The following is a 16,736-nucleotide window of genomic DNA, read 5'->3' as shown; positions in this document are numbered from 1 at the left end:
GCCATGCCATATCGTCACACACTGTTATTCCTGCTTGCCGCCTTGACGAGCATCAATGCCTCGGCGTGGTCGCGCATGGGCACAGCCGCCGTCATGACTGAGGCGGGCCTTCCCTGCTTCAAAATTGCCAGCGAAGAGGAACGATCAAGGGGACCAGTCAGCCTGAAGATGCTGACGATCAGCACACCTGGGCCGAATGGCTGGAAAGATGTATGGACGGTCATGTTTCCCAATGCCTCGTTTGGCGATCCCAGCTATCGTCTGCCAAACAAGGGATGTGTGCGCTATGGCAAGGCACCCGAGGGGGCCGAGAGCAGCGCTGCCGCGCCGCTGCTTGCGGGAAAAGTGTATGGCGTATCCTTCCTGGGAAGGCCGCCATCCGCGTCCGATCCCACTTCGCGCTACTCCGCAGATTTCTGCCTGCTCGCGGCACCCGCCGGGGGTTTCCAGGTAATTCAGCTGACAAATGGCAAGAATACCTGCGCTCCCGAGGAAAAACCAAGATAGCGCGTGCCATTGCATACGTCACGCACAGACCACGCCTCGCGTTCAAGACTTGGGCGGAACCACCTCAATCGATTCTTCCCCCGCTTCGCCGGCGCCCTGAACCATTCACCGGGCGGCACCACGTGCGACTCTTTCGGGTCGTCGATGTAGTGCGGCGAGGTGATCTGCACGTCGAATTCGTTGAAGACGTCGATGATGTTCTGGTGCAAGCGGTTCAGCACTTCGGCGCGCTGGCGGGGGACTTCGGCGCTGGCGTAGGCGACGAGGCGGTATTGCACGTAGTAATCCTGCAGCGCCAGTTGCATCACGTACGGTTTCGGCGTGGTCGACAGCTCCGGCGTGCGGGCAGCGGCCAGTTCCAGCATGGCGTGCACTTGCCGCCACGGCGTGGCATAGCCGATGGTGACGGTGGAGTCGAGCACGAAGCCGCCGCCGGGCTGGGCGCGCGAATAGTTCTTTGTCGTTTGCGACATCACCCAGGCGTTCGGCAAGGCAACTTCCTCGCCCAGGCCCGTGCGCAGGCGCGTCTCGAACATGCCGACGTCAACCACCGTGCCCTCGCTGTCGCCCACGCGCACATATTCTCCCTTGCGCAGGGCGCGCGTGTACATCAGGATCAGGCCGCTGGCGCCCTGGCCCACGATGCTCGACGCGCCGATCGACACCATCAGGCCCACCAGCACGGACAGGCCCTGGAAGGCGGCCGTGTGCGAGCCGGGCAAATACGGGTACGCCATGGCCAGCGCGAACAGCCAGATCACCACGCTGGCGATGCGGCGCGTGGGCAGGGCCGTGTCCTTGTCCAGCCAGCCGATCTGCAATTCGCCGCTTTCCACGCGCTTGAACAGCGAGGCGGCCGTGGCGGCGATCAGGCGCGCAATGGCGAAGATCACGCACACCAGCACCAGCCCCGGCAAGGCGCCGATGATGGCGTGGAAGACGTCGGCCGCCACGTCAAACAGGTAGCCGCTCAGGCTTTCGCCCCACGAGCGCGTGTAGGGCAAACGGCCCAGCACGAAGGCGGCCCACAGATACGTGACCATCAGGCGCAAACCCCACAGCACGGCGCTCAGCAGTTGATACGCGAAGGCGATGTAGTGTTCGGCGTCGAGCACGCGCACGTTTTTCAGGCGCACGTCGCGCAGGCGCGAGGCCAGCAGGATGCCGCTGCGGCGCTTGGCCCAGCGGTACAAGCGCGTCAAGCCCATCCACACGAGCCAGAACACGAGGGTGGCGGCCGCGCACACGGCGGCGGCAATCGACAGGTAGCGCCAGCTGCCCTGTTCGCGATAGTCAGACACGGCCTTGCTCAACTCGCTGGCGGCCGTTTTCGCCACGCTTTCCGTCGTGTCGCCGGCCAGCAGGTTCACGTCGCCGGGCACGACGACGAACAGCTGCACGCCGTCGAGCAGCACCTGCGTGCCCTCGGGAATCATGCGGGTGCTCGCCTGCAAGGGACCGTTTTTCGCCAGCACGCCTTCCAGGCGGCGCTGCGCGCCGATGGCCCGTTCATCGGGCGGATAGCCGGCCAGCGCGGCGCGGAAGACGAACACCTTGCGGTTGGCGAACATCAATGGCGCCGTCTTGACGGCCGCGGCCTGTGACGGCGCCATGACGCTGGCAGTCTCCGTAACGAGCGATGGCGCAGCGTCCTGCGCATGGGCCACGGGGAAGAGGAAGATCGTCAACAGGCACAACAGGCGGAGCAACGCGGACATGGCAAAAGTGAAAAGTGACAGGGAGTAGCCATCATGCCATGTAATTGCGGAAACTCAAGCGCCGCAGCTAGCGTTCAGCTCGCATCATGAAAAATGATGCCCAGGGTGTGGCGCAAGCCCGAGCGCAGGCGCGACACGCCATGGCGCATGTTGACGCGGTAACTGCCGCGCGTGCCATTCACGGGGCGCAGCGCCACGGGAAAGATCACGGCGTCGCCCTGCGCCAGCGGCACGACCTCCAAGCGCGACTGCATGCGCGGGCGCTGCTCCGTCAGCACGAACTCGCCGCCCGTGAAATCGTCTTGCGGACGGGACAGCAGCACGGCCACTTGCAGCGGAAACACGTGCTCGCCATACAGGTCCTGGTGCAGGCAGTTGTAATCGCCCTCGCGGTAGCGTAAGAGCAAGGGCGTGGGCCGCGTCTGCCCCGCCGCATGGCAGCGCGCGAGGAAATCCGCGTGGCTGGTGGGAAAGCGCGCTGCCAGGCCCATGCTGGCGTGCCAGCGGTTGGCGATCGCTGCCAGCGGCCCGTACAACTGTTCGCGCAAGGCGGCCACCACGTCCGGCAGCGGATGCGCCCAATACTGGTACTCGCCCTGGCCGAAACCGTGGCGCTGCATTACCACACGGCTGCGAAAGCGCGACGCATCGTCATACTGCGCCGCCAGCGCCCCGCACTGCGCGGGATTGAGCAAGCCCGGCGCGACGGCGCAGCCGTATTGATTCAGCTCATCCTCGATCTGGCGCCAGTCCAGCGCCCTCACCGCTCGCCCTCGCGCTCGAGCAACGCCTGCTTGCGCTCCACGCCCCAACGGTAGCCGGACAGCGCGCCATCGTTGCGCACGACCCGGTGGCAGGGGATGGCGACGGCCAGCGCGTTCGCAGCGCAGGCGCCCGCCACGGCCCGCGCCCCGTTCGGTGCGCCGATGCGCCGCGCCAGCTCGGCATAGCTGACCGTGCTGCCGGCGGGAATCTCGCGCAAGGCTTGCCACACGCGCTGCTGGAACACGGTGCCGCGCACGTCGAGCGGCAAGTCCAGGCCGATCGCCGGCGCCTCGACCAGTCCCACCACCTGCGCCACCGTCCGTTCATAGTCAGGCTCGGCGCCGCGCAGCTCGGCTTGCGGGAAACGGTCCTGCAAGTCGCGCAGCAGCACTTCCGGGTCGTCGTCGATCAGAATCGCACAGATGCCCTTCTCCGTGCTGGCCACGAGGATGGCGCCCAGCGAGCAGGCGCCGATGGCGAAGCGGATCACGGCGCCGCTGCCGCCGGCGCGGAATGCGCCCGGCGTCATGCCCAGCAAGCCGGGCGTGGCGGCATACAGGCGGCCGCTGGAATTGAAACCGGCCGCATACAACGTTTCCGTGACGTTCGCAGCGCCCTGCAAGCCGGCCTTCAGGCGCTCGCCGCGCCGCGCCGCCGCGTACGCTTTCGGCGTGATGCCCGTGTGCGCCTTGAAGACGCGGTGGAAGTGAAAGCGGCTCATGCCTGCGGCGCCGGCAAGGCTCTCCAGATCGGGCAGCTCGTCGCTGGCGTCGATCAGCCGGCAGATGTCGGCCACGATGGCCGCCTGGCGCTGGGCCAGCGGCGGCAAGTTCGGCTTGCAGCGCAGGCAGGGGCGAAAGCCGGCCGCCTCCGCCTGCTCGCACGTGGCGTGGAAGGCCACGTTGCGGCGCAAGGCGGGACGCGCCGCGCAGGATGGCCGGCAATACACGCCCGTCGTGCGCACCGAGTAATAAAAGACGCCGTCGGCGTCGGGCGCGCGCCGCTGCAGGGCGTCCCAGCGTTCATCGTCAGTCAGGTAAGCGTGTTCCATGGCGAACTCCGTGCAGGTCAATAACAAGTCACCAGCATAGCCAGCGCCCGCGCGCGCCACACTCCGGCGCTTGCTTTTGAATTCAAAAAAGGCTGGCGGCGCCTGCCTTGCTCGGTGCTAAAATCGGCCATCGCGCCTCCAGCCGGCGGCGCGTCCTGCCCGCGCCCCGGAGAAACCGCATTGGACGACCAGAATACACAAGAAAATACGCCCATTTTCCAGCGCATCAAGGATTTTCTGCTGGCCGGCATTGCCGCCGGACGCTGGAAGGAAGGCGACGTGATTCCGTCCGAGCAAGCCCTGGTGAAACAGTTCGGCGTCTCGCGCATGACGGTCAACCGCGCCGTGCGCGAACTCACCAGCGAGCAAATATTGACGCGGCGCCAGGGATCGGGCACCTATGTGGCACAGCAAAAATACCAGGCGACCTTATTGGAAATCAAGAGTATCGCCGATGAAGTGCGCGCGCGCGGGCATATCCACCGCAGCAGCCTGCAATTGCTGGAGCGTACCAAGGCCTCGGATTTGCTGGCCAAGCAATTCGGCCTGCCGCCGGAACACCCGCTGTTTCATTCGCTGATCGTGCATTTTGAAAACGGCGTGCCGATCCAGGTGGAAGACCGCTGGGTCAATCCCGAGTGCGCGCCCGACTACATGACGCAGGATTTTTCCAGCATCACGCCGAACGAATACCTGATGGCCGCCGCCCCCTGCAAGGCGCCACCTACAGCATCGAGGCGCTGTCGGCGCCGCGCGACATCGCCGAAATGCTGGCCATCGACACGAAACAGGCGTGCCTGGTGCTGCGCCGCCAGACGCGCTCGGGCGGCAAGATCGCCTCGCTCGCCACCATGTGGCATCCCGGACACCGCTATCAGTTTGCGGGCAGTTTCACCTGAGAACACCTGGAAAAACCTATTGCGCGTCGCGCTTTGCGGCCTGTGATGCTCACCGGCTCGGCGCCCCCGTGCCCAAGCACGGTTGCGCTTCTTGGCCACAAGGGGGCGCCGAGCCTCGCTGCCGCTCGCTACGGTTTTATCAGGTGCTCTACAGATCGCTGATTCCGTAGCACGATTTCGCGCCGACTTTCTCTCAGATTCTCACCAAATCGCGAAAAAACGGCCATTCCGGGACAAAAAAATCCCGTTTTGGCCGTTTCTGAACTTAAATACTCCGAGTAAATATTCGATGCTATAGTTGCCGCCAGAAAGCGCCGCAGGCGTTTATTTGAGCGCGCATCATGCACTGCCAGCCCAGTCCAATCACGCCCCAGAAAGGGATGCATTTGTCGTATTGCAGCCACACGAGTTTCAGCGCACCACGCCGACGGCGCCCTGCGCTGCGCCGGCTCGCGCGTACGATGCTGGCGGCAGGCCTGGCAGTCTCGCTGCCGGTACAGGCGGCGGCACACGGCATGGCGCCGGCACTGCTGTGGCCGTATGCTGCCGCCAGCGCCACCGCCCTGGCGGGAGTGGCTTGCTGGCAAGCCTGGCGGCTGCGGAAACAGTTGCGCCGCCTGCTGCTGCCCGCGCAGGCCCTGGCCGAACAGGATGCCGTGCACGCCTTGCGCGGCGCGGCCTTGGCTGGCTGGACCTGGCGGCGCCAGTCCGACCGGCTGCTGTTCGCCCCCCAGTACCAGGACGTGCTGGGCGACAAGGGCGCCAGGCTCGACCATGCACTGGCCGACTGGCTGGCCGAGGTGCACCGCGACGACCGCGCACGTCTGAGCCTGGCCTTTCGCCAGCATCTGGATGGGCAGGCGCCCGGCACCTTCAATTGCGAATTCCGTTTGCGCCACAGCGACGGCCACTGGCGCTGGCTGCTGGCGCGCGGCGCCGTGCTGACACGCGCCTCGGACGGCGCCGCCACGCAGGCCAGCGGCATCGTCTGCGATATCAGCGAGCGCAAGCAGGACGAGCAATCGCGCATGCGCTCGATGCTGGAAGCGGCGCCCGAAGCCATGCTGGTGGCCGACGTCGAGGGCAAGGTGCATTACGCCAACCAGATCGGCGCGCGCTGCTTCGGCTATCCGTTGGCCGAATTGACGGGCATGTCGCTGGAGCAATTGGTACCGGAAAGCACGGCCAGCCAGTCCGTCGGCGACCCGCAAGCGCGGCACAGCCTGCCAGGCCGGGTGATGATGGCGCGCCGCCGCGACGGCACGCACTTCCCGGCCAAGGTCAGCCTGTCGCCGCTGCGCATGGCCGGGCAAGTGTTTTCCATCGTCTCGCTGCGCGACATGACGCAGCGGCAACGCGCCGAGGAAGCCCTGCACGCCAGTTCGGAACGCTACCGCCTGATCGTGCAGACGGCCGCCGAAGGCATCTGGATGACGGATGCGGACGGCAAGACCACCTTCGTCAACCCGAAGATGGCGCACATGCTGGGCTACACGGTGCAGGAAATGCTGGGCCGCCCCTTGCTCGACTTCATGGACCGCGACAGCCAGCTGCTGATGCAGCGCCGCCTGGCCAGCCACGGCAGTGCCGCCAGCCAGCCGGACCAGGTCGATTTCCGCTTCTTCCGCAAGGATCAGTCCAGCCTGTGGGGCTTGCTGTCAAGCACCAGCATCCAGTCGGACAATGGCGAGCCGGGCGGCACCCTGGCGATGATCACCGACATCACGGAACGGCGCCAGGCGTCGATCGCCCTGTCGAACTCGAGCCAGCGCATGGCGTCCGTGTTCGGCGCCGTGACGAATGGCCTGGTGGTGCAGGACAGCCACGGCCACATTCTGGAAAGCAACGCCGCCGCCGAGCGCATGCTGGCGGCCAGCCCGGCCAGTCAGGCCAACCGCAGCCTGTGGCAAGCCATCCGCGAAGACGGTTCCGCCTTCGACCAGCGCAGCCATCCCGTGCACATCACCCTGTCGACGGGCGAGGCCATGCGCGACGTGCTGATGGGCGTGCAGCAGCCCGACGGCAGCCTGTCGTGGCTGTCCGTAAATACCGAGGCCATCCGCGATGAATACGGCAAGGTGGGCATGGTGGTGGCCAGCCTGACGGACATCACGTATCACAAGCGCAGCGAGAGCGCCTTGCGCGAACTCAACGAACACTTGGAAGAGCGCGTGGCGCAGCGCACGGAGCAGCTGGACCAGGCCAAGCAGGTGGCCGAAGAGGCGAGCCTGGCGAAGGGACAATTCCTGGCCAACATGAGCCATGAAATCCGCACGCCGATGAATGGCGTGATCGGCATGGCCTATCTGGCCCTGAAAACGGACCTGGAACCGCGCCAGCGCGATTACCTGGAAAAGATCCGCTTTGCCGGAGAACACTTGCTGGGCATCATCGACGATATCCTCGACATCTCGAAGATCGAAGCGGGCAAGCTGGAAATCGAGCGCGTCAACTTCAGTTTCGACCACGTGGTGCAGACGCTGATGACGGTGGTGGCGCCGCGCGCCGCCGGCAAGAACCTGGAGCTGCTGTTCGAGATCGACCCGCAGTTGCCGGCCGTGCTCGTGGGCGACCCGCTGCGCCTGGGGCAGGTGCTGATCAACTACGCCAATAACGCCATCAAGTTCAGCGAACAGGGCAGCATTACCGTGAAAGTGCGCAAGGTGGTGGCGGACGCCAGGCACTGCCTGGTGCGCTTCGAAGTGTGCGACCACGGCATCGGCCTGTCGCAGGACGAGATGAGCAAGCTGTTCCAGTCCTTCCAGCAGGCCGACACCTCCACCACGCGCGAATATGGCGGCACGGGCCTGGGCCTGGCCATCTGCAAGCAGCTGGCCCAGCTGATGGGCGGCGACGTGGGCGTCGACAGCCGTCCCGGCGCCGGCAGCACCTTCTGGTTCACGGCCAACCTGGGCATTTCCGACCAGGCGGCGCCGGCCATGCTCGACAGCATGGTGCAGACGGCGGCCGCCATGCGCGCCAGCGCCGACGCGGCCCTGGTGATGCGCACGCTCAAGCATGCGCGCATCCTGCTGGTGGAAGACAACACGTTTAATCAACAGGTGGCGCTGGAATTGCTGGAGGAGGCGGGCGCCTCCGTCTGCCTGGCCAACAATGGCGAGGAGGCGCTCGACCTGCTGCGCCAGACCCAGTTCGACTGCGTGCTGATGGACGTGCAGATGCCGCTGATGGATGGCTTGCAGGCGACGCGCCACATCCGCGCCGACCCGCAGCTGGCGCACCTGCGCGTGCTGGCCATGACGGCCACGGCCACCAGCGAAGACCGCGTGCGCTGCCTGGACGCGGGCATGGACGATTTCATTTCCAAGCCCATCCAGCCGGCCATGATGTACCAGACCATCGCCAGCTGGCTGCCGGCGCGCGAGACGCCGCCGCCGCCGGCGCGCAGCCGCGCCGCGCCCGCCTTCAAGACCACGCTGGCGGGCGACCCGCAGGTGATCGACCTGTCGATCCTGGCCAAGCTGCTGGGCTACAACCCGGAAAAGGTGCGCAAATTCGCCTTCAAGTTCCTGCAGACGACGCAGGATGGCTTTGGCGACATCGATGCGGCCCTGGCGCGCGGCGACGTGCACCAGGTGCGGGAACTGGGACACCGCATCAAGTCGTCGGCGCGCACCGTGGGGGCCCTGGGGCTGGCCGAGCTGTGCCACAACCTGGAAACCCTGGCGCCGGGCGAACCGGCCGACGAGGCGGAACGGGCGCAGCGCATCGTCGCGCGCCTGTGGCCCCTGCTGGAACAGATTACCGAACAAATCATGAATAACACCAGCTTTGCCAATGACGATTAGCTACCGCCAAATTCCGTTAAGGCAAGGTATCGGCATCGACAGCGATGCAGCATATCAATAGAAAGACAGGACGATGAATACTGTATCAAACCAAGCTATCCGGGAACACAATGAAGCGGGCCTGGCGCCGTTGCGCGTGCTGCTGCTGGACGACGACGTGTTCATGCTCGACGTGCTCAGCGACATGCTCGAGCAGATGGGTCCGTTCGACATCCGCTGCGAGTCGCACAGCGAACAGGCGCTGGCCACCCTGAAGCAGCACCAGCCCGACCTGCTGATCTGCGACCTGTCCATGCCCGACATCGACGGCATCGAATTTTTGCGCATGGCGGCCGAAAACGGCTTCCGCGGCGGCGTGGTTCTGCTGTCGGGCCTGCATTCGGCCGTGCGCCTGGCGGCCGAACGCCTGGCCATGGCCAATGGCCTGCATATATTAGGCACCTTCCGCAAGCCGATGGAAAGCGCGGAATTGCAGCTCATGGTGAACTTGCAGCTGCAGCACACGGCGCGTCTGGCCAGCGCGCAAGGCTGATCGCGCAGCCAGGCCGGCAGGGCGGACACGGCGCCGCAGGCCAGCAGGCATGCGGCTTTGCCGCCCTGGCGGCGCGCGCGCGAGCGATATGCTGGCGATATGCCTCAAGTTTTTCTGCAATAATCGCCACGCTTTGAAAAAATGGGTTATTATTTCAGCCATCCCCGCCTGCATACCTCTGGTCGCACCTTCCAAGAACATTGAATTTGTGCCCATTGCCCCCATCTTCTAACTGCATTCCAGGAAGCATGGATGGCGAACCAGCGTATGGTGAATTCCAGGCATTATTGATCCCACCCTCATTTGAGGAAAATATGAGCGAAAATATCAAACACATTAGCGATGCATCTTTTGAAGCAGACGTCCTGCGATCCGAGTTGCCAGTACTGGTCGACTTCTGGGCAGAATGGTGCGGTCCCTGCAAGGCCATCGCGCCGATCCTGGAAGAAGTGGCCAAGGAATACGCCGGCCGCATCGTGATCGCCAAGATGGACGTGGACGCCAACCAGGCGGTACCTGCCAAGTTCGGCATCCGCGGCATCCCGACCCTGATCCTGTTCAAGGATGGTGTTGCAGCTGCTCAAAAAGTGGGCGCCATGGCCAAGGGCCAGTTGACCGCTTTCGTCGACAGCAACATTTAATGTATGATGGGCAGCGCTGCGCCCGCAGCGCCGCCTGACTGGATAGACCGGGAAGCGGCTTTGCCTCATTCGTGCACAGCCTTCCCCAATAATTAATCAACGCCACGCAGTCCCCTCCCCTACCTTTACATCCCGTCTCGGGACACTCAACACATATGCATTTATCCGAACTAAAGGCCCTACACGTATCCGCCCTGCTTGAGATGGCGATCGGTCTTGACATTGACAACGCAGCCCGCTTGCGCAAACAGGAGCTGATGTTCGCTATCCTGAAAAAACGCGCCAAGTCCGGCGAACAGATTTTTGGCGACGGCGCCCTGGAAGTGCTGCCTGACGGCTTCGGCTTCCTGCGCTCGCCTGACGCCAGCTACATGGCGTCCACCGACGACATTTACATCTCCCCTTCGCAAATCCGCCGCTTCAATCTGCACACCGGCGATTCGATCGAAGGCGAGGTACGGACCCCGAAAGATGGCGAACGCTATTTCGCACTGGTCAAAGTCGACAAGGTCAACGGCGAATCCCCGGAAGCCTCGAAGCACCGCATCCTGTTTGAAAACCTGACGCCGCTGCACCCGAACGAGCCGCTGCGCCTGGAACGTGAAATGAATGGCCAGGAAAACATCACCGGCCGCATCATCGACCTGATCGCCCCGATCGGCAAAGGCCAGCGCGGCTTGCTGGTGGCGTCGCCGAAATCCGGCAAATCCGTGATCCTGCAGCACATCGCGCACGCGATCACGGCCAATCACCCGGATATCACCCTGATCGTGCTGCTGATCGACGAACGCCCGGAAGAAGTGACCGAAATGCAACGTTCGGTCCGCGGCGAAGTCGTCGCCTCGACCTTCGACGAGCCAGCCACGCGCCACGTGCAAGTAGCCGAGATGGTGCTGGAAAAAGCCAAGCGCCTGGTCGAAATGAAAAAAGACGTGGTCATCCTGCTCGACTCGATCACCCGCCTGGCCCGTGCCTACAACACCGTCATCCCTGCCTCGGGCAAGGTCCTGACCGGCGGTGTCGATGCGAACGCGCTGCAACGTCCAAAACGCTTCTTCGGCGCCGCGCGCAATATCGAAGAAGGCGGCTCGCTGACCATCATCGCCACGGCGCTGATCGAAACGGGTTCGCGCATGGATGACGTGATCTTTGAGGAATTCAAGGGTACCGGCAACATGGAAGTGCATCTGGAACGCCGTTTGGCCGAAAAACGCGTCTACCCGGCAATCAACCTGAACAAATCGGGTACCCGCCGCGAAGAACTGCTGATCAAGCCGAACGAGCTGCAAAAAATCTGGATCCTGCGCAAGTTGCTGTACTCGATGGACGAGATCGAGGCGATGGAGTTCATTCTCGACAAGATGAAAGCCACGAAGAACAACGCAGAGTTCTTCGACATGATGCGCCGCGGCGGTTAAATTCGCCCATCGTGTATCGTAGGTCGGATTAGGCCCGCAGGGCCGTAATCCGACCACATTGTTGGCGAAGACGGTGGTGTTGTCGGATTACACGCTTGCGCGCTAATCCGACCTACGTTGCGCCACGCCGACCACTCGCGATCATGCAAGCCGCTCATTGAGCGGCTTTTTTATTGCCGCCGCCCCCAAAGCGCTATATAATCGACGGTTGCATTATTTTAAACCCTGGCAAGTGATCGGCAATCGGGTCAAGAAGCAGGACGACCGACGAAGTGCTGTTTGGCTACCAAACTAGAGAGAAGACCATGAAAGTCGATACCCATCCAGAATACCGCGAAGTTGTTTTCCACGATCTGTCGTGCGATTTCAAATTCGTTACCCGCTCGACCATCCAAACCCGCGAAAAAATCACCCACGACGGTAAAGAATACCCACTGGTGAAGATCGAGGTTTCGGCTGAATCGCACCCATTCTTCACGGGCAAGCACAAAATCGTCGATACCGCCGGTCGCGTCGAGAAGTTCCGTCAGAAGTTCGGTTCGGTTGGTTCGAAAACCGCAGTCGCAGCAGGCTGATTTTTGCCGCTTTGCGGCAAAACAGGGCAGCTTCGGCTACCAGAGAAAAGGCAGCCACGGCTGCCTTTTTTGTCTTTGGCCGCTTTACTTTATACTCGCGCATACCCGACGCCATTCGTCGCGTCTTGCCATTTTTTCTGATACCGACTATCGATGAAGCCAGTCCGCCTTCCCGCCGCTGCCACACTCGCGCTGCCACGATGGGCCTTGTTTGCGCTCGGCCTGCTGTACATCCTGCCTGGCCTGATCGGCCGCGAACCGTGGAAGAACGATGATGCCGCCAGCTTCGGCATCATGTGGACCATGGCGCATGGCGGCCTGAACGACTGGCTGTGGCCCAACATCGCCGGCCTGTCGCTGCCCGATGAAGGCCCGCTGGCCTTCTGGCTGGGCGCCATCTTCATCAAGCTGTTCGGCTGGATCGACGGCGACGTCTTCGGCGCGCGCATGTCGACCATCGGCATCTTCGTCGTCAGCACCCTGTCCGTCTGGTACACGGCCTTCAACCTGGGCCGCCGCAACGACGCCCAGCCGCTGCGCCTGGCCTTCGGCGGCCAGCCCGAACCGGACGATTTCGGCCGCACCCTGGCCGATGCCGCCGTGCTCATCTATCTGGGCTGCCTGGGCCTGCTGCAGCACAGCCACGACATCACGGCCGAAGCGCTGTACGTGTCCCTGATGGCCTATCTGCTGTACCGCGCCGTGCGCTACATGGAAGGCCCCTCCGTGCGCAATGCGGCCCTGCTGGGCCTGGCGATGGGCGGCCTGACGCTCGCGCGCGGCTGGATCACGCCGGCGGCGCTGAGCATCGCCCTGCTGCTGTGCACCGTCTTCCTGCGCCTGCCATTGCTGCGCAGCGTGCGCCACCTGGCGCTGGCCATCCTGATCGGCGCCGCGCTGACCCTGGTCTGGCTGCTGCCGGGCGAATGGCTGCGGCCGTACGGCCATTCGCCGCTGCAAGCATGGATGGAATGGAACTGCCGCCAGTTCAGCGCCCCAAGCCTGAAAAGCGTGCAGTACTTCTTGCGCGTCGGCATCTGGTTCTTCTGGCCCGCATGGCCGTTCGCCGCCTGGGCCGTGTATGCCTGGCGCCGCCAGCACCACGTGCTGCACATCGTCGTGCCGCTGACCTTTGTCGCCATGCTGGCCATCCTGGGCCTGTGCCATCCCGATCCCGACCCGAGCCAGCTGCTGCCGCTGCTGCCGCCGCTGGCCGTAATGGCCGCGTTCGGCTTGCTGACCATGAAACGGGGCGCCATCAACGCCATCGACTGGTTCTCCGTGATGGTGCTGACCATCTGCGCCCTCGCGCTGTGGCTGTTCTGGTTCGCCATCCTGACGGGCTGGCCGCCGAAACTGTCGCATAACGCCCTGAAGCTCATGCCAGGCTTCAAGCCCGAGCTGGACTTGCTGGCCTTTTTCGTCGCCGCCTGCGCCAGCGCGGGCTGGGTGGCGCTGGTGCACTGGCGCATTTCGCGCCAGCCGGCCGTGCTGTGGCGCGCCGTGGTGCTGTCGTCCGGCGGCCTGATCCTGATCTGGGTGCTGATCATGACCCTGTTCCTGCCGCCGCTAAACTACAGCAAGAGCTACGCCAGCGTGGCGCACCAGATTTCCGTCCACCTGCCGCCAGGCACTACTTGCATCAACAGCAACGTCGGCGCCGCCCAGCGCGCTCGTTTGCCTACTACGGCCACCTGCCGTTTGCCACGGTGGGGCAGCAGCAATGCGATGTGTTCTTGTTGCAAGACAGCATCAAGGTTCCCGACAACAAGGAACAACTGCCCGAGCATCACGGCGCGGACTGGATCAAGCTGTGGGAAGGGCGCCGTCCCACGGATGACGTGGAACGCTTCCGCCTGTACCAGCGCGTCAGGTAAGCGGCAAAAAACCGGGCCAGCCCCGGTTTTTTTACGTCCGCCAGAGAATTATTGCCACCAAGAAAAGTGTTGCCTTAAAATATATTTAATTACCTAAATTGAACTAACATTGTTTTTTAGATTATAATAGCGGACTGCGCGATGGCGGTGTCTTGCTTTCCCGCCCGAATCGTCCCCCAATTCACTATGAGATTATCCATGAAATTATTTGCTACCCGCACCTTGCCGCTCATCAGCGCCGCCCTGTTCGCCCTCTCCTTCAGCGCCTCGGCCCAAGCCACCGTGGTCGACCTGGGCGTCGCCAATGGCTACTCGGCCTTTATCTTCGGCAACATCGGCAGCAGCGGCTCCAGCGGCTTTACCAACGTCGCTGGCAGCATTGCCGCTGGCGGCAATATCTACCTGGACAACTACAGCGTCGGCACGAATAAAAAACCAGGCAGCGCCGTCAATTCGGTCGTTGCTGGCGGCAACCTGAACACGGGCTGGGGCACGCTCCGCGGTTCGGCCGTGTACGGCGTCAGCAACCCCAACGCCACCCTGACGGCGCCGCAATGGTTCCCAACTAACAACATCAGCAAAGGCAATGCGTCCACCCTGGATTTCGCGGGCGCCAAGCAGCAACTGACGACCCTGTCGGGCGACGTGGCCAAGCTGCAATCGAACGGCACCGTGATTTCCCAGTACGGCAACATGACCCTGGTGGGCAACGTCAACGCCGACGTGAACATCTTCAACATCAATGCATCGAACCTGCATAACCTGACGCTGGACCTGTCCTCGCTGAAAAGCACGGCCAGCATCATCATCAACGGCACGGCCACCAACATCATCATGAGCGGCGGCTTCGACAGTTTCGCCAGTTTCGCCAACCGCACGCTGTTCAACTTCGCCAACGCCACCAGCACCAGCCTGCAGAACGTCGGCATCACCGGCAGCATCCTGGCGCCGAACAGCGCGTTCTCGGGTTCGGGCGACATGAATGGCACCCTGATCGCCAATTCGGTCAGCTCGATCAATTATGGCCACGTCGCGATGAAAGGCTCCGGCTTCAACACGGTCAACGTCTCGGCCGTACCTGAGCCAGGCACCTACGCCATGCTGCTGGCCGGCCTGGGCTTGCTGGCCTTCATGCGCCGCCGCACGCCAGCGCGCGCACCGCAGGCGCAACTGGCCTAAGCTTTACGCCACATCCATAAAAAAACACCGGGCCGCGCGAGCGTCCCGGTGTTTTTTATTGTGCTGGCGAGAAACTTAATCCGCGCTCAGCCCCAGATCCGTCGCCACCTGCTGGCGCAACAGGTATTTCTGGATCTTGCCCGTCACCGTCATGGGGAATTCCTCGACGAAGCGCACGTAGCGGGGAATCTTGTAGTAGGCGATCTGCCCGTCGCAAAAGGCGCGGATGTCGTCGCTGGTGGCCTGCGTGCCCGGACGCAGGATGATGCAGGCGCACAGTTCTTCGCCATACTTGGCGTCCGGCACACCCACGCATTGCACGTCGAGCACGCTCGGGTGGCGGTACAGGAATTCCTCGACTTCGCGCGGGTAGATGTTTTCGCCGCCGCGTATCACCATGTCCTTCGAGCGGCCGACGATGCTGCAAAAGCCGTAGTCGTCGATGACGGCCAGGTCGCCCGTGTGCATCCAGCGCGCCGCGTCGATGGCTTCGCTGGTTTTTTCCGGGTCGCCCCAGTAGCCCTGCATCACGGAATAGCCGCGCGTAAGCAATTCGCCCTTTTCGCCGCGCGGCACGATGCGGCCTTCCGCATCGATGATTTTCACTTCCAGGTGCGGGTGGACGCGGCCGATGGACGAGACACGCATCTCGCGCGGGTCTTCGATCGACGTCTGGAAGCTGACGGGCGACGTTTCCGTCATGCCATACGCAATCGTGATTTCCGCCATGTGCATCAATTCGATGACCCGCGTCATGACTTCCATCGGGCAAGGCGAGCCGGCCATGATGCCGGTGCGCAAGTTCGACAGATCGTATTGCTTGAAATCAGGATGGTCGAGGATGGCGATGAACATGGTCGGCACGCCATGCAAGCCCGTGCAGCGCTCGGCCTGCACCGTTTCCAGCACGGCTTTCGGATCGAAGCCTTCGCCGGGAAACACCATGGCCGCGCCGTGCGTGACGCAGGCCAGGTTGCCCAGCACCATGCCGAAGCAGTGGTACAGGGGCACGGGGATGCACAAGCGGTCCTGCTGCGTCAGGCGCATGGCTTCGCCGATGAAGAAACCGTTGTTCAGGATATTGTGGTGCGTCAAGGTGGCGCCTTTCGGCGCGCCCGTGGTGCCGGACGTGAACTGAATGTTGACGGCATCGTCAAACTGCAAGGTGGCGCTCACTTCGGCCAGATGCGCCAGGTCGGCGTCCGTGATGCCGTCCATCACCGCGTCGAAGTTGTGCATGCCCGGCGTGGCGGCCGCGCCCAGGCGGATGACGTGGCGCAATTGCGGCAGGCGCGGCGACTGCAGGGCGCCCGCGCGCGAACGGGCGATTTCCGGCACCACGTCCTGCACGATGGCCAGATAATCGCTGGACTTGAAGCTGGGCGACAGGATCAGCGCGCTGCATTGCACCTTGTCGAGCACGTATTCGAGTTCGGACCGGCGGTAGGCGGGGTTGATGTTGACCATGATCAAACCGGCTTTCGCCGTGGCAAACTGCGTCAGCACCCATTCCGCGCAATTCTGCGACCAGATGCCGACCCGGTCGCCCGGCTGCAAGCCCAGTTTCAACAGGCCGGCGGCCAGGCGGTGCACGCGCTGCTGGAATTCCAGATACGTCCAGCGCACGTTCTGGTGCGCCACGATCAGGGCATCGTGCTGGCCGTAGCGCTCGGCGATGCCGTCCAGGTAGGCGCCTATCGTTTCGCCGATCAACGGCGTCTCGTGGGCGCCGTGTACATAACTCATTGCTTGCATGCTGTCTCCG

General features: G+C 63.4%; 10 protein-coding genes and 4 pseudogenes. 10 read left to right on the top strand and 4 right to left on the bottom strand.

The genetic code is table 11. The features are described from left to right. Nucleotides 1-3 precede the first annotated feature (3 nt). Nucleotides 4-507, top strand: coding sequence for a hypothetical protein (locus ACRHIG_RS06600; RefSeq protein ID WP_475416589.1), 504 nt, complete (start codon nucleotides 4-6; stop codon nucleotides 505-507). Here ACRHIG_RS06600 and ACRHIG_RS06595 read toward each other — a convergent pair. From ACRHIG_RS06595 to ada, 3 genes are all read right to left on the bottom strand, one after another. Then, nucleotides 456-2,225 (bottom strand): mechanosensitive ion channel family protein, encoded by a 1,770-nt coding sequence (locus ACRHIG_RS06595; RefSeq protein WP_489629707.1) that lies wholly within the window; start codon nucleotides 2,223-2,225, stop codon nucleotides 456-458. The two genes, ACRHIG_RS06600 and ACRHIG_RS06595, sit on opposite strands and share 52 nt — an antisense overlap. A gap of 74 nt (nucleotides 2,226-2,299) precedes the next feature. Then, the gene (locus ACRHIG_RS06590) at nucleotides 2,300-2,989 is read right to left on the bottom strand and encodes a 2OG-Fe(II) oxygenase (protein ID WP_489629706.1); all 690 of its coding nucleotides are present in this window, start codon (nucleotides 2,987-2,989) and stop codon (nucleotides 2,300-2,302) included. Next, the gene (gene ada / locus ACRHIG_RS06585) at nucleotides 2,986-4,041 is read right to left on the bottom strand and encodes a bifunctional DNA-binding transcriptional regulator/O6-methylguanine-DNA methyltransferase Ada (RefSeq protein ID WP_489629705.1); all 1,056 of its coding nucleotides are present in this window, start codon (nucleotides 4,039-4,041) and stop codon (nucleotides 2,986-2,988) included. The genes ACRHIG_RS06590 and ada overlap by 4 nt, the downstream gene beginning before the upstream one ends. 180 nt (nucleotides 4,042-4,221) lie before the next feature. Between ada and hutC the strand changes: the two are divergent. The 9 genes and pseudogenes from hutC to ACRHIG_RS06540 form a co-directional block, all read left to right on the top strand. Next, nucleotides 4,222-4,940 (top strand): annotated as a pseudogene (hutC, locus tag ACRHIG_RS06580) (histidine utilization transcriptional repressor HutC). A gap of 461 nt (nucleotides 4,941-5,401) precedes the next feature. After that, nucleotides 5,402-8,749, top strand: coding sequence for a PAS domain-containing hybrid sensor histidine kinase/response regulator (locus ACRHIG_RS06575; protein WP_489629704.1), 3,348 nt, complete (start codon nucleotides 5,402-5,404; stop codon nucleotides 8,747-8,749). A gap of 73 nt (nucleotides 8,750-8,822) precedes the next feature. Next, nucleotides 8,823-9,281: a response regulator gene (locus ACRHIG_RS06570; protein WP_489629703.1), complete on the top strand. Its 459-nt coding sequence runs from the start codon at nucleotides 8,823-8,825 to the stop codon at nucleotides 9,279-9,281. A 314-nt stretch (nucleotides 9,282-9,595) separates the two neighbouring features. Further along, nucleotides 9,596-9,922 (top strand): thioredoxin TrxA, encoded by a 327-nt coding sequence (gene trxA / locus ACRHIG_RS06565; protein WP_489630756.1) that lies wholly within the window; start codon nucleotides 9,596-9,598, stop codon nucleotides 9,920-9,922. A 155-nt stretch (nucleotides 9,923-10,077) separates the two neighbouring features. Further along, the gene (gene rho / locus ACRHIG_RS06560) at nucleotides 10,078-11,340 is read left to right on the top strand and encodes a transcription termination factor Rho (RefSeq protein ID WP_010401543.1); all 1,263 of its coding nucleotides are present in this window, start codon (nucleotides 10,078-10,080) and stop codon (nucleotides 11,338-11,340) included. Nucleotides 11,341-11,645: 305 nt separating this feature from the next. Next, nucleotides 11,646-11,915 carry a type B 50S ribosomal protein L31 gene (locus ACRHIG_RS06555; RefSeq protein ID WP_034746247.1) on the top strand — a complete coding sequence of 90 codons (270 nt, stop codon included), beginning with the start codon at nucleotides 11,646-11,648 and terminating at the stop codon, nucleotides 11,913-11,915. A gap of 153 nt (nucleotides 11,916-12,068) precedes the next feature. Beyond that, a pseudogene (locus ACRHIG_RS06550) lies at nucleotides 12,069-13,792 on the top strand (ArnT family glycosyltransferase). Between the two features lie 141 nt (nucleotides 13,793-13,933). Further along, a pseudogene (locus ACRHIG_RS06545) lies at nucleotides 13,934-14,803 on the top strand (choice-of-anchor A family protein); the annotation flags it as partial. Between the two features lie 48 nt (nucleotides 14,804-14,851). Next, nucleotides 14,852-14,971 (top strand): annotated as a pseudogene (locus tag ACRHIG_RS06540) (PEP-CTERM sorting domain-containing protein); the annotation flags it as partial. A 75-nt stretch (nucleotides 14,972-15,046) separates the two neighbouring features. On the opposite strand, the gene ACRHIG_RS06535 reads toward ACRHIG_RS06540, so the two are convergent. Then, nucleotides 15,047-16,726 (bottom strand): AMP-binding protein, encoded by a 1,680-nt coding sequence (locus ACRHIG_RS06535; protein ID WP_489629702.1) that lies wholly within the window; start codon nucleotides 16,724-16,726, stop codon nucleotides 15,047-15,049. Between the last annotated feature and the right edge of the window lie 10 nt (nucleotides 16,727-16,736).

It is taken from the genome of Janthinobacterium sp. C22, from assembly GCF_057919405.1.
The sequence above is the reverse complement of the archived record's forward strand: the minus strand, read 5'-3'. Positions and strand labels throughout refer to the sequence as shown.